The 20,819-nt window shown below is 68.1% G+C and carries 21 protein-coding genes and 1 tRNA gene; 4 read left to right on the plus strand and 18 right to left on the minus strand.

From position 1 onward, the window contains the following. Positions 1 to 9: 9 nt before the first annotated feature. The 3 genes from ACZ7KI_RS23520 to ACZ7KI_RS23530 form a co-directional block, all read right to left on the minus strand. A complete protein-coding gene (locus tag ACZ7KI_RS23520) occupies positions 10 to 363 on the minus strand; it encodes a DUF952 domain-containing protein (RefSeq protein ID WP_470275239.1) in 354 nt (117 codons plus the stop codon). Positions 364 to 445: 82 nt separating this feature from the next. Continuing rightward, a complete protein-coding gene (locus ACZ7KI_RS23525; protein WP_470275240.1) occupies positions 446 to 1,330 on the minus strand; it encodes a DUF5926 family protein in 885 nt (294 codons plus the stop codon). 82 nt (positions 1,331 to 1,412) lie between these two features. Then, the gene (locus ACZ7KI_RS23530; protein ID WP_470275241.1) at positions 1,413 to 1,982 is read right to left on the minus strand and encodes a hypothetical protein; all 570 of its coding nucleotides are present in this window, start codon (positions 1,980 to 1,982) and stop codon (positions 1,413 to 1,415) included. A 361-nt stretch (positions 1,983 to 2,343) separates the two neighbouring features. On the opposite strand from ACZ7KI_RS23530, the gene ACZ7KI_RS23535 reads away from it, so the two are divergent. Together ACZ7KI_RS23535 and ACZ7KI_RS23540 are read left to right on the plus strand one after the other, a co-directional pair. After that, positions 2,344 to 2,565 (plus strand): hypothetical protein, encoded by a 222-nt coding sequence (locus ACZ7KI_RS23535; RefSeq protein ID WP_470275242.1) that lies wholly within the window; start codon positions 2,344 to 2,346, stop codon positions 2,563 to 2,565. Positions 2,566 to 2,620: 55 nt separating this feature from the next. Beyond that, on the plus strand, positions 2,621 to 3,790 hold the full coding sequence (locus tag ACZ7KI_RS23540) for a cytochrome P450 (RefSeq protein ID WP_470275243.1): 1,170 nt from the start codon (positions 2,621 to 2,623) through the stop codon (positions 3,788 to 3,790). A 59-nt stretch (positions 3,791 to 3,849) separates the two neighbouring features. Here the strand turns inward: ACZ7KI_RS23540 and ACZ7KI_RS23545 are convergent, their stop codons facing one another. The 15 genes from ACZ7KI_RS23545 to ACZ7KI_RS23615 all read right to left on the minus strand — a co-directional run bounded on the left by ACZ7KI_RS23545 (position 3,850) and on the right by ACZ7KI_RS23615 (position 18,371). Then, on the minus strand, positions 3,850 to 4,317 hold the full coding sequence (locus ACZ7KI_RS23545; protein WP_470275281.1) for a type II toxin-antitoxin system VapC family toxin: 468 nt from the start codon (positions 4,315 to 4,317) through the stop codon (positions 3,850 to 3,852). Further along, on the minus strand, positions 4,314 to 4,616 hold the full coding sequence (locus ACZ7KI_RS23550) for a hypothetical protein (protein WP_470275244.1): 303 nt from the start codon (positions 4,614 to 4,616) through the stop codon (positions 4,314 to 4,316). The genes ACZ7KI_RS23545 and ACZ7KI_RS23550 overlap by 4 nt, the downstream gene beginning before the upstream one ends. A 74-nt stretch (positions 4,617 to 4,690) precedes the next feature. Beyond that, a complete protein-coding gene (locus ACZ7KI_RS23555) occupies positions 4,691 to 5,629 on the minus strand; it encodes a DUF4328 domain-containing protein (protein ID WP_470275245.1) in 939 nt (312 codons plus the stop codon). A 35-nt stretch (positions 5,630 to 5,664) separates the two neighbouring features. Beyond that, positions 5,665 to 6,015 (minus strand): rhodanese-like domain-containing protein, encoded by a 351-nt coding sequence (locus tag ACZ7KI_RS23560; RefSeq protein ID WP_037315627.1) that lies wholly within the window; start codon positions 6,013 to 6,015, stop codon positions 5,665 to 5,667. Between the two features lie 47 nt (positions 6,016 to 6,062). Then, a complete protein-coding gene (locus ACZ7KI_RS23565; protein WP_470275246.1) occupies positions 6,063 to 7,694 on the minus strand; it encodes a solute symporter family protein in 1,632 nt (543 codons plus the stop codon). Next, on the minus strand, positions 7,691 to 8,035 hold the full coding sequence (locus tag ACZ7KI_RS23570; protein ID WP_470275247.1) for a DUF485 domain-containing protein: 345 nt from the start codon (positions 8,033 to 8,035) through the stop codon (positions 7,691 to 7,693). The genes ACZ7KI_RS23565 and ACZ7KI_RS23570 overlap by 4 nt, the downstream gene beginning before the upstream one ends. Positions 8,036 to 8,174: 139 nt before the next feature. Then, positions 8,175 to 9,965 (minus strand): sodium/solute symporter, encoded by a 1,791-nt coding sequence (locus ACZ7KI_RS23575; protein ID WP_470275248.1) that lies wholly within the window; start codon positions 9,963 to 9,965, stop codon positions 8,175 to 8,177. A gap of 31 nt (positions 9,966 to 9,996) precedes the next feature. Beyond that, a complete protein-coding gene (locus tag ACZ7KI_RS23580; RefSeq protein ID WP_470275249.1) occupies positions 9,997 to 10,521 on the minus strand; it encodes a hypothetical protein in 525 nt (174 codons plus the stop codon). A gap of 9 nt (positions 10,522 to 10,530) precedes the next feature. Beyond that, positions 10,531 to 11,364 (minus strand): LytR/AlgR family response regulator transcription factor, encoded by an 834-nt coding sequence (locus ACZ7KI_RS23585; protein WP_470275250.1) that lies wholly within the window; start codon positions 11,362 to 11,364, stop codon positions 10,531 to 10,533. Between the two features lie 144 nt (positions 11,365 to 11,508). Beyond that, complete coding sequence (locus ACZ7KI_RS23590; RefSeq protein WP_470275251.1) at positions 11,509 to 12,912, minus strand: carbohydrate-binding protein; 1,404 nt, start codon at positions 12,910 to 12,912, stop codon at positions 11,509 to 11,511. 186 nt (positions 12,913 to 13,098) lie between these two features. Then, positions 13,099 to 13,944 carry a S49 family peptidase gene (locus ACZ7KI_RS23595; RefSeq protein ID WP_470275252.1) on the minus strand — a complete coding sequence of 282 codons (846 nt, stop codon included), beginning with the start codon at positions 13,942 to 13,944 and terminating at the stop codon, positions 13,099 to 13,101. 19 nt (positions 13,945 to 13,963) lie between these two features. Beyond that, the gene (locus ACZ7KI_RS23600) at positions 13,964 to 15,259 is read right to left on the minus strand and encodes a histidine kinase (RefSeq protein ID WP_470275253.1); all 1,296 of its coding nucleotides are present in this window, start codon (positions 15,257 to 15,259) and stop codon (positions 13,964 to 13,966) included. 97 nt (positions 15,260 to 15,356) lie between these two features. Continuing rightward, a complete protein-coding gene (locus ACZ7KI_RS23605) occupies positions 15,357 to 16,220 on the minus strand; it encodes an Fpg/Nei family DNA glycosylase (RefSeq protein WP_465459544.1) in 864 nt (287 codons plus the stop codon). A 32-nt stretch (positions 16,221 to 16,252) separates the two neighbouring features. Continuing rightward, positions 16,253 to 16,693, minus strand: a complete 441-nt coding sequence (locus ACZ7KI_RS23610; protein ID WP_465500352.1) for a DUF983 domain-containing protein — start codon at positions 16,691 to 16,693, stop codon at positions 16,253 to 16,255. A 106-nt stretch (positions 16,694 to 16,799) separates the two neighbouring features. Further along, positions 16,800 to 18,371 (minus strand): sigma-70 family RNA polymerase sigma factor, encoded by a 1,572-nt coding sequence (locus ACZ7KI_RS23615; protein ID WP_470275254.1) that lies wholly within the window; start codon positions 18,369 to 18,371, stop codon positions 16,800 to 16,802. A 197-nt stretch (positions 18,372 to 18,568) separates the two neighbouring features. Between ACZ7KI_RS23615 and ACZ7KI_RS23620 the strand changes: the two genes are divergently transcribed. Continuing rightward, a tRNA-Gly gene (locus ACZ7KI_RS23620) sits at positions 18,569 to 18,641 on the plus strand. 308 nt (positions 18,642 to 18,949) lie between these two features. Further along, the gene (locus ACZ7KI_RS23625; protein ID WP_470275255.1) at positions 18,950 to 20,707 is read left to right on the plus strand and encodes a hypothetical protein; all 1,758 of its coding nucleotides are present in this window, start codon (positions 18,950 to 18,952) and stop codon (positions 20,705 to 20,707) included. The last annotated feature ends 112 nt before the right edge of the window (positions 20,708 to 20,819 follow it).

The following is a 20,819-nucleotide window of genomic DNA, read 5'->3' on the forward strand; positions in this document are numbered from 1 at the left end:
TTGCCCGCCTCAACGTCTCGACAAGGAGTCGGGAATTCTGAACGAACCGTCCCCCCGAACAGGGAATTCGTGTACGGCCACCACAGCGTTACGCGGAATCGGTCCGTACACGTGCGGGAACTGGATTCCGGCCGGATGCGGCGGGTCACCGTCCTCCCAGACGACGGGCGCGCCGACGAGCGCCGGGTCGATCTCCAGCAGCACGAGATCGGTGCGGCCGGGGAAGACGGCGTTGGCGGGGATATGCGCGGTTCCCGGGTCCGAACAGTGGATGAAGCCGTCGGAGTCGAGGGACGGGGCGGTGTAGACGCCGCCTTCCGGCACCGCCGCCCAGTCGTCCCGCCCGCAGATATGAAGGATCACGCGACCATCCTGACGCATTTCGTCCTCTGAACGCGGTGGTTGCGTGCGCAACTACCGCGTTCAGAGGACGAAACGCGAGGGGTCAGCGGATGGTGAGCTGGCGGCCGATCAGGCCGTCGCGCGAGCGGCGCTCGGTGGCGTTGAGCGGCTCGGTGTCGAGGGACTTCAGCGCGGCTTCGAGCCGGACGCCGAGCTGGTCCTTCGCGTCGGCCCATTCGCGCGCGTGGGCCTCGGGGTCGAGGTCCCACACCGGGACGAGCAGCCCGTGCGCGCGGAACGAACCGGCGTAGCGGGAGCCCTCGCCGAGGTTCAGTTCACCGGCCGCGGACAGCCGCGCAAGCGCTTGCAGCAGCAGGTTCTCCGGCTCGGGGCGGACCCAGCGCAGGTGCGCCTTCTCGCCGGCGAGCACCCAGTACGCACCCGCGCCGAGGCGTTCGGTCGGCATGATCGCCGCGTTCGCGCGCTCGAGGGACAACGCGACGTCGCCGCTCGCGTCGGCGTCCTCGGGCAGCCACCAGGCGAAGTCGTTGTAGAGCGTGACGTCGAGTTCGACGCCCGTGTCGAGCAGGTCCTGCAGGCGGGCCTTCTCGTCGGCGGTGGGCGGCGTCGTGGTGTCCGGTACGGACAGGACGTCACCCTCCTTGGCGTCCAGTACCCACTGGAGCGCCCGGCCGAGGTCGCGGCTGATGTCCGAAGACCGGGTCTGCACCTGCATCCCGATGTAGCGCTCGCCGTCGGACCGGACGAACGCGGCCGCCGCCATCGGCAGCACCGTGCCGAGGGTGACCTTCTCGTCGGAGCCCGCCAGCTTGAGCGAAGCCGTCGCCGAGGGCACGAACTCGCGCAGCGCGATCAGCTCGGTCTCCGCCGCGAGACCCTCGAAGGGCTGGCCGACGAAGACGTCGCGCACCTTCGGCTTGCGGTCCGAGGTCGTCTTGGGACCCTTCTTGCGCGAACCCTTGCCCACGTCAGCCTCCTCAAAGCTCGGTGGGAACGCTATCGCGGGAAGGGCGGAGGGCTCGTAAGACCCCCGCCCTTCCCGCGTGCGATCAGGACCGCGAGGCCGGACGACGGCGGAGCATCATGGCCCCACCCGCGCCGGCGGCCCCCGCGGCGGCCACCCCCGCGATCAGCCAACCGGCGGAAGCCGGCTCCTCGACCGGCCCGCCACCGGTCTGCGGCGCGCCGGCGGGAACCTTCGAGACCTGCTTGGCCGTCTCCTTCTTGACCGGCTCCTTCTTGACCGCCGGGACGACCTTCACGGTCGCCGCGGGCTCGACGGTGTCGCACAGCATGACGAAGAGGTGCTCACCGGGCTTCACGCTCGGCTGGACCTGGTAGGTCACCTTCACGTCGGTGCCGCCGTCGCGCTTGACCGACTTGTCCGAGACCTGCTTGAACCCGTCGGGGGCGATGATCGAGAAGCCGTGCGGGGTGACGCATCGGCCCTGCGCGGTCACCTTCCCGCCGGCTTCGACGGTCTTCGGCGCCACCCAGAACTTGGTGCCCTTCGGCTTCTCAGGCGCCTCGACCGGTGCTTCGGTGGCGAACGCGGTCGCAGGCAGCAACGCGAGAGCGGCAGCGGTCAGACCGGCGAAAAAGGCATGACGAATACGCATGGAAATACCCCAGTTCTTTTGATGAATTACCCCAGACAGAAACAACTTCCGGGCTCGAAGGCCACGGAATCCCCTTGCCGTCCCGCGCTTCCGCGTTCCGACATCCCTAGAGACGCCGCGGCCTCGGTCAGGTTCAGCGGGGTTGATAACGAATAGATCGCGCAGGACACCCGTCGTCCCCGAAGTCGACCGGATAGGCCGGTTTCAGCGGCCGTTCGGGTACCACGGAAACATGACTGAAAACGGTTGTCATCATCCGGTCGATCTAATCGCGGGTGATCAGCCTGCCGTTTTGCCCGTCCCGCACCGAATACTCGGTCAGGACGCCGACCGGCGTCGTAGTGCGGAGAAGGGATCACAGATGAGCACCTCCAAGCGCCGGGCAGCGCTGGCCGCGTTCCCCGTGGCACTCGGGCTGATGCTGGCCGGGCCCGCGATGGGCACGGCCTCGGCCGCGCCGCGGACCGACGAAGCCGACCAGGCCCGCCACTGCCTGCTGCTGTGCGTCGGCCACCACCACCATCACCATCACCATCATCACCACGGTCTGGGCCTGCGCCTGGGGCTCTGGCTGCATCTGTGACTCCAGCGCCGCGCCGGGACGGTCCGCCCCGGCGCGGCGCGGTTACAGTCGGGACGTGTTCGACCCTCGCGATCCCGCCTTCCTCGCCGATCCTTATCCCGCCTTCGCCGCGTTGCGCGAAACCGCCGACGTGCACCGTCACGAGGGGCTCGGCATCGCCGTGGCGGTGTCGCACGCCGCTTCGGCCGCCGTCCTGCGGCATCGCGGGCTCGGCCGGATCTGGCAGGACGCGCTGCCGGTGGAGCGGTTCGCGTCGTTCAACCTGCTGCACCGCAACTCACTGCTGGAGAACGAGCCGCCGGCCCACACCCGGTTGCGCCGGGTGATCGCGGGCGCGTTCGGGCGCGGGCACGTCCAGCGGCTACGGCCGATGGTCGCCGAGCTCGCGGACGGCATGGTCGACAGGCTCGCCGCCGAGATCGCCGAAACCGGTTCGGCCGATCTGCTGGCTCATCTCGCGCAGCCGCTGCCGGTCGCGGTCATCGCGGAACTCCTCGGCGTCCCGGTCGAGGACGGGCCGCGCATGGTCACGTGGTCGAACCACGTCGTCAAGATGTACGAGTACGGCCTCGCCGAAGAGAAGCGCGACGCCGCCGAAGCCGCCGCGGCGGAGTTCGTCGAGTACCTGCGCGACATCGCGAAGCAGCGCGCGAGTTCCCCTGGCGACGACATCGTCAGTGATCTGCTGCGCGGCGAACTCACCGAGGACGAACTGGTCGCGACCGCGGTCCTGCTGCTGATGGCCGGGCACGAGGCGACGGTGAACGTCATCGGGAACGGCGTCAACGCGCTGCTGACCCACCCCGACCAGTGGGAGCGGCTGGTGGCGTCCCCGGAACTGCTGGACCCGTGCGTCGAAGAGCTGATCCGCTTCGACGCGCCGCTCCAGTTGTTCGAGCGGACGGCGACCACCGACGTCGAGATCGCCGGATTCCGGGTGGCCGAGGGCGAGAAGATCGGCGCGCTGCTCGGCGCCGCCGCCCGGGATCCGAAGGTGTTCGACCGGCCGGACACCCTCGACATCGGCCGCACGCCGAACGCGCATCTCGGCTTCGGCATGGGCATCCACTACTGCGTCGGCGCCCCGCTCGCCCGGGTGGAGATCGCGGCCGCGCTGCACTCGCTGACCACGAAGCTGCCGGGATTGGAACTGGCCGAGCAGCCCGAACGGCGGCCGGAGTTCGTGATCCGCGGCCTTCGATCGCTGCCGGTCACCACGAGCTAGGGGTATCGACGACCTCGCAGAGGGCGACAGCAAAAGGTCCCTTGTTCTCTTACTGCAGGTCAGCGCGCAGATTCGGGATAAAGCGTGAAGTGGGAGACGTGCACCGGCTTGATGTGCTCGAAATGCCGACGGTCCACCGTGGCCACCTCGACCGTTTTCAACCGCTCCGCCGTGGCCACGACCGCCGCGTCGGCCAGGCCGAGCGGCCAATCCGAATACTGGCGCATCAGCACGGCCATCCGCCGGAAATCGTCGTCCATAGGGTGATAGATCGCGAACTGCGGCGAGCGCATGAGTCCTTCGATGAACGCCGCCTCGGCTTCACCGCCGAGATACTTCTCGATGTAGTGGCATACCTCGGTCAACACCAGCGACGGCACCAGCAGGTCACGCGTGGCCGCGGTCTCGAGCCACCCGACCACCGCCTGGTGGTGATCATCTTTCGGCTGACCATGGCTATGAGCGGGCCAGCGTCTACCACGATCGGACGTGCCATCGACCTTCGCCTGTTCCCGTCGTGAACTCAGGCGACATCCTGGTCGCGCACCACGGCCTTCACACGCTCGGACGCATCAGCGGGAAGATCGAACATTCCCAAGAAGGGTGGCAGCGAATACGGCTTCGACGTCTCGTCCGCGGCCGGCTCAGGCCTGCGGATTCCATGACCGGTGAGCTTTGTGCCCACTCCAGGCGAAAAGCGGCCCGTAACAGGCGTGGTCACCCTTTTCGTCCTTGCGGCGGACGACTTGTACAGACCGCTCGCAGCAGACCTCGCCCGGCCGGTCTCCCCGGCAGGCAGGTCACATTCCTGCTGCTCGCTGTTCATGCCTCCATATTACAGACGATCCGCTTCCAGCGTGGTGCGTAGATCCGCATTCAACGTTCTGTGGAGAAGTTGCGTCAGCGCACTGAAGAGGCCGGACGCTCACGCCGGTCCGGGTCCGGAGCCCCGTCCACCTTCAGCACGCGAAGCAGGCGAAGCTGCTTCTCCTCCACAGGCGACAGAAGGCCGGACATGCGCTTCACGAGCAGCGCCGTCACCACGGCCAGGCCCGCCGCGGCCAGATCGGTCAGCGCGACCAGCATGACCCCGTCCGCCAGCGCCTGGACGCCATCGCGGAACCGCCAGACGATGACGAGCCCGAGCAGCACCCAGTTGACCACCCAGGCGCCCCACCAGACGAACACGAGCCGCGACGGCTTCGGCCGCGTTTCCCGCGCCCGGCGCAGGACGGTGTGTTCGAGTTCGGCGACGACCGGCAGCACCATGATCAGGTTCACCACCGGCGCCAGGACGAACGTCAGCACCTGCCACTGCCTTCTCGGCGGAGTCTCGCCGGAGGCGTCCGCGGCGGCGTGCCGGGCCACGAGCAGCCACCACACGGTGAGCCCGGACGGCAGCAGCGAAAGGATCGTGGTGAGCAGACCGGCGGTGATCACGAAGCTGTCGGAAACCGTGACGACGGAGGTCGACAACGCGGAGTCGCGGCTCTGCACGAGCAGAACATAGCGCCAGATCTCGGCGGCCGCCGCGACGAGCGCCAGTGCGGCGAAGGTCCAGAGCACCGGCAGGAGGCTGCGCTTGATGACCCGGAGCCGTTCGATGGCGGTGATCTCGCCGGACGCCGTGCCGGGGACCGCGGTCGGACGGCGCCAGACCAGGTTCGGGAAGCCCCATCGCGGTGGGACCGGGTAGGACGGCGGCCCGGAGTAGCGCTCGGCCACCGGTTTGCGCCGCTGCGGCCAGGCGCCGGGAGGCGGCGAAGCGACCCAACGGAGGCGGTGACGCACCGGTTGGTGCCGCGGCTGGTGCGTCGGCGCCGGACGCACGGGCGGCACCGGCGTCCTCGGTGGGTAGTGGCCAGGCTGCACGGTTACAGCACTTCGGGTTCGACGCCGGGATGGTCGCCGACCATCGGGCGTCCCTCCTGCTGCCACGAACCCATCCCGCCGGCGACGTTCACCGCGTCCCAGCCGCTCGCGTTGAGCCACGCGGCGGCACGGGCGGACCGGCCGCCACTGCGACAGATCACGTAAACCGGCTGGTCGTCGGGCAGATCGTCGAGTTCGCCGACGCGCGCGGGCAGTTCACCCATCGGGATGTGCTTGGCCCCCGGGGCGTGCCCGGCGGCCCACTCGTCGTCCTCACGGACGTCGAGTAGCGCGACACCGTCCTTGGGCAGATCACGGACGGCGACGGTCGGGATGTCAGCAGGGCTCACCACCCTGCCATCTTCCCATCCCGCCCCGTTGCGCGCGCGTGAAGAAGGACTCAATGCTTGACGGCCTTTTCCGCCCCGACGCCGGTGAGGGAGCGGACCTCCATCTCGGCGTACTTCTTCTGGTTGTGTTCCTTGGACAGGACCGTGCCGAGCCAGCCGAGGAAGAACGCGACCGGGATGGAGACAAGGCCGGGGTTGTCGAGCGGGAACCAGTGGAAGTCGACGCCCTGGATCATCGAGGCACTCTTGCCGGTCTTCGCGTCGACGGGCTTACCTGAGACCGCTGGTGAGAAGACGATCAGCAGGACGCAGACCGCGAGACCGCCGTAGATGCTCCACAGCGCGCCCTGGGTGTTGAATCGCTTCCAGAACAGCGAGTACAGGATGGTCGGCAGGTTCGCCGACGCCGCCACCGCGAACGCGAGCGCCACCAGGAACGCCACGTTCTGGTTCTTCGCGAGGATCCCGCCGACGATGGCGACGGCCCCGATCACCAGCGCGGTGATCCGCGCGACGCGGACCTCGCTGTCGGGGTCGGTCTTCCCCTTCTTGATCACGTTCGCGTAGACGTCGTGCGCGAACGACGCCGACGCCGTGATCGTCAGGCCCGCGACCACCGCGAGGATCGTCGCGAACGCCACCGCCGCGATGAACCCGAGCAGCACCGGGCCACCCAGTTCGAGCGCCAGCAGCGGTGCCGCGGAGTTGGTCGTCCCGGGCGCCTTCGCAATCACGTCCGGGCCGACGAGCGCGCCCGCGCCGTAGCCGAGCACCAGGGTGAACAGGTAGAAGATGCCGATCAGCGCGATCGCCCAGACCACCGAACGGCGCGCGTCCTTCGCGGTCGGCACGGTGTAGAAGCGCATGAGGACGTGCGGCAGGCCGGCGGTGCCCAGCACCAGCGCGATGCCGAGGGAGAGGAAGTCCAGTTTGGTCGTGCCGGTCTTCCCGTACTGCTTGCCGGGGCCGAGCAGCGCTTCGCCGGTCTTGCCGCCCTTGTCGACGGCGGCCTGGAACAGGCTGGAGAGGTTGAAACCGTACTTGCCGAGCACCCACAGCGTCATCGCGAAGGCGCCGGCGATCAGCAGGACGGCCTTGATGATCTGCACCCAGGTGGTGCCCTTCATCCCGCCGATCAGCACGTACAGGATCATGATCACGCCGACGACGGCGATCACCAGGTCCTGGCCGAGGCTTCCTTCGATGCCGAGCAACAGGTTCACCAGACCGCCCGCCCCCGCCATCTGCGCGAGCAGATAGAAGAAGGAGACGGCGAGTGTGGAGATCGCGGCCGCCGCGCGGACCGGGCGCTGCTTCATCCGGAAGGCCAGCACGTCGCCCATGGTGTACTTGCCGGTGTTGCGCAGCAGTTCCGCGACCAGCAGCAGCGCGATCAGCCAGGCGACGAGGAATCCGATCGAGTAGAGGAAACCGTCGTACCCGTTGATCGCGATCGCACCGGCGATACCCAGGAAAGACGCCGCCGAAAGGTAGTCACCCGAGATGGCGATCCCGTTCTGCGGACCGGTGAACGCGCGTCCCGCCGCGTAGTAGTCGGACGCGGTCTTCGTATTCCGGCTCGCCCGGAAAACGATCACCAGTGTGATCGCGACGAACACCGCGAAAATGGTGATGTTGAGCGCCGGGTCGCTGCCCTGGACCCCTGCGGCCAGGGTGCTCATCGGCCGGTCCCTTCGACCTCATGCCGGATCTTGTCGGCGAGTGGATCGAGTTTGCGGTTGGCGTACCGGACATAAAGGCCGGTGATCACGAAAGTGGACACGAACTGCAACAGGCCGAAGACGAGGCCGATGTTGACGTTGCCGAAGAGCTTCGTGCTCATGAAGCCGGCCGCGTAGTCGGCGAGCAGCACGTAAAGCAGATACCAGACCAGGAACAGTGCCGAGACCGGGAAAACGAATACCCGCAGACGTCGCCGCAGCTCGGTGAATTCCGGACTCGCCTGCACCTTTTCCCAGTCGGATTCCGGATTTGTCCCGAGGTCTTGATCGGGGTCGCTCACGTCGGACCTCCCACCTGCCGCAACCATTCGGTGATTTCGTTGTCACGGAAGATCATGCCCCTTATAGGGCGTGAAAGGAGCAATCCATTTGAGTGAACGGTACGACTCTGAGTAGAGGGGCGCCGCACGAACGGGTGAATTACTTCCGGTGTCGGCCCTTGCCCGTGGTCCGCGTCTTCTCTTCGGCCTGCCCGAACCGGGCGACCGCGCGATCGCGCATGAAACCGAGCGGATCGGGTGCGTGCAGGCGCAGCATCACGCCGTGGACGTCGTCCGGCCGCCCGTATCCGGTCGCCCGGCTCACCACATAGGTGGTCAGGAACGCCGACGGCACGGTGATCAGCGCGGGCTGGTTCAAGAACCACGGCGCCCAGCCGCCGGTGTACTTGCTGACGATGTTGGCCACCAGCGCGGCCAGCACCAGGCCGCCGCCGACGAGCATCCCGGCCAGAGCGCCGGGCCAGCTGAGTTTTCGCCACCAGACCCCGAGCAGCAGCAGCGGGCTGAACGTGGACGCGGCCAGCGCGAACGACATCCCGACCGAAAGCGACAGGTCTTCCGACGGCAGCAGCACCGCCAGCGCGACCGGGATGATCGCCACGATCGCCGTCGCCACCCGGAAATCACGGACCCGGCCGGGCAGCACGTCGGTGGACACGACCCCGGCGATGCTCACCAGCAGCCCGGACGAGCTGGACAGGAACGCGGCGAACGCGCCCGCCGCCGTCACCGCGCCCAGGATCTGCCCCCAAAGCCCCGGCAGAACCGCCGACGGCAGCAGGAGGACGGCGGCGTCGGTCTTCCCGGTCACCAGCAGTTCCGGGACGTACATCCGCGACAATGCGCCCAGCAGCGTCGGGAACAGATAGAACAGGCCGAGCAGCAGCAGGACGTGCACCGTCGTGCGGCGCGCGGCCTTGCCGTCGGGGTTGGTGTAGAAGCGGACCAGGACGTGCGGCAGGCCCATCGTCCCTAGGAAGGTCGCAAGGATCAGCGAATAGACCTGCAGCAGATCGGTGAGACTGCCCGACCCCGGCCGGAGCCAGTCGCCGTTCGACGCCGGTGCGTCGCTGACCACCGGGACCGGCGTTCCGGCGGTGAACTTCAGGGTCGTGCCCTTGGCGACCTTGTGCCCGGCTTCCGGGGTCCACACCGCGAATCCGTTGGCCCGCGCGCCTTCCACCTGGCCGTACGCCTCGAGCACGGTCACCGAGGTGACCTTCAGCATGACGTCGGTCTGCACCGTGACGGTGGTGTTCTCGATGAACGTCGGTGGGGCGGGCTGCCCGAGCGGACGTGCGCTGCCCGGTCCGCCGGAGCTGAGGAACACGATGCACAGGATGAACGCCGGCAGCGCGATGGAGAACAGTTTCAGCCAGTACTGGAAGGCCTGGACGACGGTGATGGCGCGCATCCCGCCCGCGATCACGTTGAACCCGACCACACAGGTCACCAGGATCGCGCCCGCCCACGCCGGCACGGGCAGGATCGTCGCCAGGGTCAGCCCGGCGCCCTGCAGCTGCGGGACCATGTAGAGGATCCCGATGAACACCACGAACGCCGTCGAAACCCGGCGCAGCATGGTCGAACCCAGCCGCATCTCGACGAAGTCCGGCAGCGTGTACGCGCCGGACCGGCGCAGCGGCGCGGCGACGAACAGCATCAGCGCCAGATAGCCCGCGGTGAAACCGATGGGGAACCACAGCGCGTCGGCGCCGTCCTTGAGCACGATGCCCGCCACGCCCATGAACGACGCGGCGGAAAGGTACTCACCGGAGATCGCGGCGGCGTTGCGCCGGGAGCGCACGGTCCGGCGGGCGACGAGGAAGTCGTGCGTGCTGACGGCCGACCTCGAGGAGCGATGCCCCAGGTAGAAGGTCAGGACCGCGACCAGCACGATGCCGGCCACAGCCCACGGATTCAGCGCCACGGCACGAATCCTCGCATGTGCCGCTCCGCAATCAGTTCTCGATCATGTCAACGAAGTCGCGTTCATGGCGTTCGGCGAGCCGGTTGTACCAGAGCCCGATGCCGAACAGGAACGGAAACGGTGCCACGCCGAGGATCAGCCAGGGCACCGGAATACCGAGGACGGTCACCCTGCCGAAGGACGGGACCAGGTAGAACAGCACCGGCAGCGAACACAGCGTGACCATCACCAGCAGCGCCAGCAGGGCGGCCGTCCGCAATTGGATCTTCACCAGATCCTTGACCAGGAGTTTTCCCCAGCTGGTCTGCTCTTCGAGTTCGACCCTCGCCCGCAAGGTGCTCGTCGCCTGCCGCGGATCAGCGAGGATCACCCGCTGCCGCTTGGGTTTCGCGTGGTGTTCGGGCTTCGCCTGTTCGTGCTTGGGACCGGACGGAGCTCCGGGCACCGGCTCGACGGCGGCGCCCTCGGGCTGCGCCGGTTTCGTGTGCCTGCCCTTGCCGAGAGTGGGGTCCGGTTCGCGGACACCGTTGACCCGGCGATAGAAGTCGTCGGTCATGTCCCGCCGCTACGTCGACCGGTTGGCGCCGACGAGCCGGTCCTTGAGCGCGCGGGTGTGGCGGCGGCTCACCGGCAGCACCTTTTCCTCGTTGCCGATGACGACCTGGTAGCCACCCTGCCCCATGCGCAACTCGGTGATCAACGGCAGCGCGACCAGGAACGACCGGTGGATCCGGACGAAACCCGCCTTCTCCCAGCGCTCTTCGAGCTGCGCGAGCGGGATGCGGACCAGGTGGCTGCCGTCGGTGGTGAACAACCGGGCGTAGTCACCCTGTGCCTCCACCCAGCGGACCGAGGACCGTGGGATCAGCTTGGTCGTACCGGCGAGTTCGACGGGGATGACCTCGTCGTCGTTCTTGACCTGCCCGAGGCCGGCGGCACCGGGCGGCGGCGCGGCGTTGGCGGCGAGTTTTTCGATCACACGCGTGATCGCGCGGTCGAGACGATCCTGCTGGTACGGCTTGAGCACGTAGTCGAGCGCGCCGAGGTCGAAGGCGTTGACCGCCTCTTCGGCGTGCCCTGTCACGAAGACCAGCGCCGGAGACGGGCGCAGCGCGGCGAACACGCGGGACATCTCCATCCCGGACAGGCCGGGCATGTCGATGTCGGCGAACACCGCGTCCACGATCGGCAGGCCACGCGCCTTGCGATCGCCGAGCCTCGGATCGTCGGTGGACAGCAGGCGCAGCGCCTCCGAAGCATCGATCGCCGGGAAGACCAGGGCGACGTGCGGGCTGTTCCGGAGACAGTGAACGAGTTCGTCTAGCCCTTTGGGCTCATCGTCCACCGCAAGGACAATGAGCTTCCGGGTGTCATCGTGGGCACTCACAGTGAGTCGCATAATGCCCACTGCCGGGTTCCGTGTCCAGCCCGCTGCCCGAAAGTCGAACGAAAAGGACGGCACCGGCCACCCCCGCGCCTGGGGTGGCCGGTGCCGTCATCTTTCCGGTGGCACGAACCGCCTAGCCGTGCCACATCTCTTCCTTCACGGGGTGAAGGTGAACCAGTTGACGCTCACGAAATCGGCCGGCTGTCCGCTCGTGAAGGTCAGGTAGACGTCGTGTTTCCCGGTGATCCCGCTGATGTTCGCCGGTACGGTCCGCCAGCTCTGCCAGCCGCCGGTGTTGGCTACGGCGAAGCTGCCGACGGGCGCATTGGCAGGACTGTCGAGCCGGACCTCGACCAGACCGCTCACCCCGCCCGCCGCGCCGGACGCGACCCGCGCCTGGAACTGCCTGGCGGTCTGCGTCCCGAAGTCGACGCCCGGGTACCGCGCCCAGTCACCGTTTCCCGCCGGGCCGATGTTCTGGCCGCCGCCGGTGTCGGACGTGGCCTGCTTGGCGAGTCCGGCGGCCTGGCTGTAGGACTCCGCCTGGATCGTGCTGTACGCGCTGCCACCACCGGGATTACTCGTCGTTGTCGTCGGGGTGGGTGTCGTGCCCCCGCCGCCGCGGGTCAGGACGGTGATGTAGTCGACGAGCATCGGATGCCCTGGCACGATTCCCGGCCCCGGGGTCGTGGTGCCGGAGTTGTTGTTCGGGAACGCGCCGCCGATCGCGACGTTCAGCAGCACGAAGTAACCGGCGTGGTTCGTCATGTTGGCCCAGGTGGTGGCGTCGACCTGGTTCTGGTTGACCGAGTGGAACTGCTGTCCGTCCACGAGCCAGCGGAACACGTGGGGACTGACGCTCGTGTCCCATTCGAACGTGTAAGTGTGGAACGCGCTCTGGCAGCTCGCGCCGGGGCAGGTCCGGCTGCCGACGAGGCCGTCGGTCTCCCGGCACGGGCCGCCGGGGTTGACGCCGCAGTGCAGCACGCCCCAGACCGTGTTGATCCCGTTGACGTTCTCCATGATGTCGAACTCGCCGATGGCGGGCCAGTTCCAGTAGTTGCCGCGATACGGCGAACCGAGCGCCCAGAACGCGGGCCAGTAGCCGAGTGCCGCGGCGCCGGTGACGTTCGGCATCTGGATGCGGCCTTCGATGCGCAGCGCGCCGCCGGACGGCGGTTTGAAGTTCGTGCGCTGCGTTTCGATCCGCGCCGAGGTCCAGTTGCCCGCGCCGTCGCGCAGCGGGGTGATCCGCAGGTTCCCGGAGCCGTCCTGAGCGAGGTTGGCGGGGTTCGCGGTGTAGTTCTGGATCTCGCCGGTGCCCCAGTTGCCGGGGCCGCCGGGGTAACCGTGGCCGGTGTCGATGATCCAGTTCGCACTCGACGGGAGGGAGCCGGCGGCGCCGGTGAAGTCGTCGGTGAAAACGGTGGTCCAGCCTGAGGGCGGTGGCGGGACGGCGGCCGCGGCGGGGAGCGTGAGCGGGACCGTGATCAATGCCGCGCCGATCGCTGAGCCGAGTGCGATCTTCCAGCGGCTCCGGCGGGGAGACGTAACGGACATCGGACCTCCTCGTCACCTTTGTCGAGGTTTTGTTGCCGCTCACAACAAAGCGGTATGTCCGATATGACACCCGGTCTGGACCAGCTACGCCTACCACCGTTCGGGTGAATCCACTCCTGCCCCGAACGCAAGGAAAGGTCCTTTCCTCGCAAATTTTGCAAGGAAAGGACCTTTCATTGCACGCGGTCAGAGGCCGAAGCGGCTCCAAGCGGCCTTGTGCTGAACAGCGTCCAGCAACGCGCTCGCCGCGGCAGGAGCGCCGATGCCGAGCCGCGCCAGCAACGCCTTCTTCGGTTCGGCGACCGAGATCTCGGCGTCCGGGTACCGCTCGGTGATCACCTGGCGGAGGCTGCCGACGCCATCGATGAGACCGAGCTCGACCGCGCGGGCACCCAGCCAGACGTCACCGGTGAACAGGTCCTCGGAGCCGGAAAGCCGGTCTCCGCGACGCTCGGTGACCCAGTCGACGAACAGTTCGTGGAGCTGGCCGTGCATCTTCTTCAGCCACTCGACGTCTTCCGGCTTCTCCGGGCTGAACGGGTCGAGCCGGGACTTGTTCGCGCCCGCGGTGTGCAGCCGCCGTTCGATGCCGAACCGCTCCAGCAGGCCGGTGAACCCGAACCCGCCGCTGATCACGCCGATGGAGCCGACCATGGACGTCCGGTGCGCGTAGATCTCGTCGGCGGCGCAGGCCAGCCAGTATCCGCCGGACGCGGCGACGTCCTCGGCGAAGGCGAGGACGGGCACGTTCTTCTCGTCGGCGAGCTGGCGGATCCGCTCCGCGACCAAGCCCGACTGCGTCGGCGCGCCACCCGGCGAGTTGATCTGCAACGCGACGGCCTTCAGCCGGTCGTGCGCGAACGCGCGGGTCAGCGCCGATTCGACGGCGGCGAGGTTGATCGAGCCCCTGGCCAGCGGCGACGGGGTCGGCGTGATCACCCCGTGCAGCTTCACCACGGCGACGACGTCCTTGCGATCACCCCGTTCGCCGATCATCGGGAGACGGGAGGTCAGCTTGTCCGCAACGCTCATACCGCCAGGTTACCGACGTTCACGACGGCAGCACGCCGCTGCGCGAACCGCTCACCCCACTGGCCTCGTTCGGACCGCCCTGCGGCGGGACCGCGGCGCTGTCGGCGGAGAAGTCCGGCAGGTTCGGCCGGACACCGGGCATGAACTTCGGCACCCGCAGGGTCACCTTCATGCCGGCGCCGGGCGCGGTCTCCACCATGAGCGCGTAGTCGCGGCCGAACACCTGCTGCATCCGCTGGTTGATGTTGCCGAGGCCGACGTGCGCGCCCGTGCGGTGCTGGCTGCGGAGGTCCGCGAGTTTGGCCGGCTCCATGCCGATGCCGTCGTCCTCGACGCTGATCAGCGCTTCGGCGCCGTAGTCCTCGGCGATCACCGTGACGCAGCCGCCCGACGGCTTCGACGCGAGGCCGTGTTTGACGGCGTTTTCCACCAGTGGCTGGATGATCAGGAACGGCACGACCACCGACAGCACCTCGGGCGCGATCTTCATCCGCACCTCGAGCCGTCCGCCGAAACGGGCGTTCTCGATGGTCAGGTACCGGTCGATGTTCCGCAGTTCCTCGGCGAGCGAAGTGAACATGCCTGACGTCCTGAACGAGTAGCGCGTGAAGTCGGCGAAGTCCTGAAGCAGCTCTCGCGCTTCCTCCGGGTCCGTCCGGATCAGCGACGAGATCGTGTTGAGCGCGTTGTAGACGAAGTGCGGTGAGATCTGCGCGCGCAGCGCCTTGATCTCCGCCTGCTGGAGCTGGTTCTTCGATTCGTCGAGGCGCGCCAGCTCGAACTGGGTGCAGACGAACTGCGCGACCGCGTCGGCCATCTGCACCAGCCGCCCGCGCGTGCGTCCGACGACGATCAACGCGGCCTCGGTCTCGCCTTCGACGATCAGCGGCACGATCACCGCCGTCCGCATCCGGCAGGTGCCGCGGTGGTTGCACGGCATCTTGTCGTGCGCGACGACCTCGCGGCGGTGCTTGCGGATCGCGTTGCCGATGGCGTCGACCAGGTCGACGTAGTGGTCGTTGGCCTCGCCGTCCCAGGACAGCAGCGTGCCTTCGCTGTCGGTGATGCCGACAGCGACGCAGTCGAGCATCTCCAGCAGTTGACTGGTGATCTTGTCGGCGACCTGCTCGTCGAGCCCCTCGCGGAGGTCCGGCGTGGCCTTCGACATCCGGTGGACGGCCTGCAGCACCGCGTTCTCCACGATGCTCGCGGGACGCCGCAGCTTGATCAGCAGGACGACCACGAGGATCGCGAGCAGCGCCGCGACACCCCAAGGGATGATCTGCGCGATATCGAGCCCGGACACGGCGTCCATGCTCTGCGCTCGACCAACCGGGTGCAAGGCCTGCTCCCCACTTTCCGTTGAGTTGTGACAACTGAGGGTGGGGCCGACCCTACCCAAGGCCGGGGAGTCACTTGAGCAGGCGCGACATCCGCCGGTCGGCCAGCGGCTTCCCGCCGGTCTGGCAGGTCGGGCAGTACTGGAACGACTTGTCCGCGAACGAGATCTCGCGGATCGTGTCGCCGCAGACCGGACACGGCAGCCCGGTCCGCGCGTGCACCCGCAGCCCGGAGCGTTTCTCCCCCTTGAGCCGGGCGGCGGACTGGCCGACCGACCGCGTCACGGCGCTGGTCAGCACTTCGCGGATCGCCTCCGAAAGCCCGTCGAGCGCCCCTTCGGACAGCTTTCCGGTTGTGGCGTAAGGGGAAAGCTTCGCCATGTGCATGATCTCGTCGGAGTAGGCGTTGCCGATCCCGGCGATCAGCGACTGATCGGTCAGCGCCGTCTTCAGCCGTTCGGTGCGTCCCGCGAACAGCTTCTCGAGTCCCGTCCGGTCCAGCGACAACGCGTCCGGCCCGAGCCGCGCGATACTGGCGACCTCTTTCTCCGGATCGCGCACGATCCAGACGGCGAGCCCCTTCTTCGTACCGGCCTCGGTGAGGTCGAAGCCCGGCCCCGCGGCCGCGTCGAGGTGGACCCGCAGCGAGATCGGCCCCTTGCCGGGTTTCAGCGGCGTCGGCGACAACGCGTCGGACCAGCGCAGCCAGCCCGCCCTCGCCAGGTGGACGACCAGATGTAGGTCCCCGGCGACGAGGTCGAGATGCTTGCCGAACCGGCCCGCCCCGGTGACCTCGCGGCCGTGCAACTCGGTCCAAGGCGGTGTCGCCGTCTTCAGCACGCTGAGGGACGACACGTCGACACGGAAGATCGTCTTGCCCACCGCGTGTTCACGCAGGTGGTGAGCGAGCGCTTCGACCTCGGGTAGCTCGGGCATGACCCCAGTCTCGCGCGTTCAGGTCGTCGCGACTACTCCACCGGGTGCAGCGGGCCGTCGAAATCGGGCAGCGAGTGCCGTTGGATGGTCTTGGTGATCTTCGAGACCTCACCGCGCACGGTGAACATGCCCCGGATGGTGCCCACCCAGCGTTCGGACGGCCGGTCGCCCGCCAGATCACCCTCGGTTTCGGCGACCACGGTCCACGGGCGGCGCAGGATCCACCGCAGCGGGAAGAACAACGCGACCAGCAACAGCGCCAGCGGCACCCAGGACGGGATCATCACGTCCGCCGGTGTCCACATGATGAGCACGATCGCGAGCAGCGCGGTCACCACGATCATCGCGATCCCCGGGCCGTAGCTGCCTGCCACATCGTGCTCGAAATCGTCCGCAGTCGCGGGAGCACGCCATTCCATCTGGGCTCGGACCACCCAGTCACGGCCGTCCTCGCCGTGCACCAGCCGGTTCATTCAGTCGCCTCCCGCGCGGCCGCTCGCTCGTCGTGAGCGACCTCCACCGTACCGTGATCACGGGAGGATTCGCGAGAGTTCGAAGGCTATCCGTCCCTCTCGGGCGTTACGGGCACGTCGGGTAGTCGACGCCCGGTTCCGGATAGTGGGAAGTCGGCTTCACCGGGCTCTCCTCGTCCTCCGACGGCTCGCCGGACGGCTCCTCGGTCGAGCTCTCCGGAGTGCCGGTAACCGGCGAAGTAGACCCTTCCGGGTCAGTCGTCGATTCCGGCTTGTTCGGCTCCGAAGGCTCCGTGGAGTCCCGTGGCGTCGTCGTCGGGCTCACCGACTCCTCAGTGGGGGTGAGCGATTCCTGCGGCGGGATGTCGTCCCGCTTCGAGGTGGTCTGGTTCGAGCCGCTTTCCGGGACCTCTTCGTTGCGCGGCGCGGTCTCCTCCGGCAACGGATACCGCGCGGCGGGAGGCTGCACGACGTCGCCGCCGTCGCCGCCGAGTTCCTTCCGCGAGGTGTCACCCGCGCCAGGCAGGCTCGGCACGTCCGCCACGCCGAGTTCGGCCTTCGGCCCTAACCCGGTCTGGATCGGCTGGGCACCCTTGCCGTGAAGCTGGTCTTCGGCGATCCGCTGCGGCGGAATCTGCACCGGCTGCTGCTGACCGGGCGGCGCGACCTGCGCCGGCGGCAGCAGCGCCAGCTCCGGCAGCCCACCCCCGGACAACCCGATGGTGTGAGTCACGTCGGTACCGAACACGGCCGGACCGGCGACGATCCCGACCGCGCCCGCGGCGGCCGTCGACGCCACCGCCATGCCGACCTTCACCTTCGACCCGAGCAGAAGCCCCTTCACCGAAGCGGCGAATCCGGACAACGCCCCGGACGACCCGCCCGCGTAGAGACCGGCCGCGCCCGGGACCAGCAGCGCCACCACACCGGCGTGCGCCCGCAGCGAAGAGCAGACGTCACGCAGCTCGTCGTGCGTGGCACGGCAGGACTGGCACGCGATCAGATGGGTCTTGATCCGGCGCGCCTCGGCGCCGGTGACACTGCCCGCGGTGAACCCGCCGAGCTTCTCCACCACCGCCCGGCACGAATCCGGCCCGCGGTTCACCGACAGATGCGCCTGCAGATACGCCGCCCGCAACCCCTGCCGCGCCCGGCGGGCCAACGCCGCCGTCGCGTTCGCGCTCAAGCCGAAATGCGGCGCGACCATCGAAGGCTGCTCGCCCTCGACCTCGGTCTGCCACAACACCGAACGCCAGCGCTCGGGCAAACTCGTGAACGCCGTCGTGATCAGCGAATGCTCGGCCGTGCGGGCGTTCGTGTCCGCCCCCGCCCCGGCCCGGAAGGTCAGCTCGTCGTCGCTCACCGGCACGTCACGGCGCGCGCCGTGCCACTCCCACGAGACCCGGCGAGCCACCGTCAGCAGATACGCCCGGACGTAGTCGCGTGGCCCCGCGCCCCGGCGCAGCGCCTGAAGCACCCGGAAGAAGGTCTCGGCCGTGATGTCCTCCGCCTCCGACCGATCGGAGGCGAGACTGCGCGCCAATCGCCGCACCGCGGCGGCGTGTAGTTCGAAAAGCTCCCCGAAGGCGGCGTCCTCCCCATCGCGGAGCCGCTGGAGCAATGCCTGCTCGTCGGATTCCGAGGCCGCCTGAAGCGGCACCGTGCCCTGCTCGGTCATCCGGCCAGGCACCTCCTCCCCGAAGGACTCACCATTCGGTCGAATGGGGACACCATACGGAGGTATGCAGCCGTCGTCACCCCTTGTACGCCAGGTGTGACACCGAAGCACCTGTCGGGGTGGGTGCAAACGGCTACAGACGGTCGGTGTATGGTTGTTCCACTGCTTCAAACGAGTGTTGAAGCACGAAGTGACATGCGGATGTAGCGCAGCTGGTAGCGCATCACCTTGCCAAGGTGAGGGTCGCGGGTTCGAATCCCGTCATCCGCTCGTAGGTGGGAGTGCTGTGTCCAGGGGAAACCTGGACCATGGCCTGCTCGCCATAATTTCCGGGGGCCGAGCCCCCGGACCCCGCGGTTCCTGTAACTCACCCTTGTGGGTGGGTATTGGGCGCGAGATCTTCCAAGTTCGCAGCGGTTCTTCCTGATCCTTTTGGTTACTACGTGCTACAGGTCCGGTGAGCAGAGTCACACGACCGTAGTAATTCGTATTTGCGCATATGTCGCTACGCCGCCGATGGCGTCTACCTGGGAGTTCGGTACTTTGTGGACCGGATCTTCGAGGGTGGGGAAGCACGGATGAGTGAGAGCGCGCGCGACGGCGGCCCCGTCGCGACCATGGAAACCGAGCGGGAAACGCCTGAACCGGGCAAGCCCGCGAAGCGCGGACTGCTCGATCGCCTCCCCTATTGGGCCCTGTGGGCACTGACCGCCGTACCGATCGTGCTGTCGATCGCCGAGGTCGTCCGCGCCCCCAAGATCAACCACGCGGATTACTGGGTCGTCCTCGGCCTCGTCGCCGACAAGAACGGCAACCTCGACGTCGCCCAGCTGTTTCACCTCTACCACGAGCACCCGATCGTGCTGGTCGGCCTCGTCTTCTGGCTGGACGCGAAGCTGTTCGCCGGAACCCAGCCGCCGCTCGGCTTCCTCAGCGTCATCCTCGCCGCCGGCATGTTCGCCGCACTGTGGAGCATGCTGCCCCGCACGCTCACTGGCCTGCGCCGAGCCGGTGTCGTCGCCGGACTCTCCGGCCTGGTGTTCTCCGCAGGCACTGTCGAGTACTTCGGCGACGGCATGATGGGCGTCCAGTGGCTCCTCGGCCTCGCCCCCGCCGTCATCGCGATCGCCTTCGCGCACCACGGCAAGCTCATTCCGGCTTTCCTCTTCGCCTTCCTGGGCAGCCTCGGGCACGGCGTGGCGTTCCCGGTCTGGATCGTCCTCGCGCTCGTCCTCTGGCTCCGCGGTGAGAGCCGGCTCAAGACCGCGCTGCCGCTCGGGCTCGGGCTCGTCGTCTTCATCCTCTGGCGCATCGCGCCATGGCCGCCGAGCTACCAGAAGCCGAACGTCGTCGGCGCCGACACCTACCTCGGCGCCATGACCAGCACCATCGGCCAGTCCTGGTCCACCAAGTCACCGGATCTCGCGTTCCTCGCGGGCGCGCTGACCGTCGGCCTCTTCGGTGTCCTCGCCGCGACAGCCGTGAAGCAGCGGCTCGCGACCAAAACCGAGAACTTCACCGGAACCCTCGACGGTCCGGCACCGGTCGCGGCCGTCGCGGGCTGGTTCGGCCTCGCCGCCCAAGTGACGTTGAACGGCGCGATGATCGGCGTCAGCCGAGGCGGCTACAACGCCACCGAAGGCATGTCGTCCCGCTACGTCGGAATCGGGCTGCTCGGTGTCTGCGCGGTACTCGTGCTGCTGGTGACCCGCGGGCCGCGGGCACTGCGGCTCAAGGCGATCCCGCTGGCGCTCGTCATGGCCCTCTGCGTCTACGCGATCGGGAACACCGCCGCGGGCGCGACCCGCTACCGGTACGCGTACCAGCCGGTCCTCGGCGTGGCAATGCAGGTGAACGCGGGCAGCGTGATGAGCAAGATGTTCGCCTATCCCGACTTCCTCGAGCAGGAGCGGACGATGGGCATCTACCCGTTCACCCCCGACTTCACCCTGGGGTGCGGCGCGGGCGGACCGGAACTCGGAACAACCGTCGACCTCTCCAAGGCCGTCGAACTCAAGGGCCCCGGCTACGGCACCAAGGACACCGCCGGTGCCGTCGACACCGCGCCCGTCACCGGCGACAAGCAGATCAACGGCTGGGCCCTCATCGGCGGCGAACAGGCCCAGTGCATCCTCATCACCGACGGCGCGGGCAAGGTCGTCGGCGGGGGCACGGTCGGGCTCCCGCGCGACGACATCTCCCAGTTCATGAACGGCACCGGCCGCTCGGGCTGGCAGGCTGTCGCGGCCCCCGAGGTCAAGGACCCGGTGGTCCTCGCCTATCGCGACGGCACGTATCACCGCATCACGACGATCAAGGACGCCGGGAAGGGTTAACGGCAACGTTCCCCGAGGGTCCTCTCCGTGCAGAATCGCGAGAGGACCCTCATATGTTCGGAGCCTGCCGATTCATCATCGGCGAATGACATGACGGAGCCCCAAAAATCGC

Source organism: Amycolatopsis sp. NPDC039088 (genome assembly GCF_055598845.1).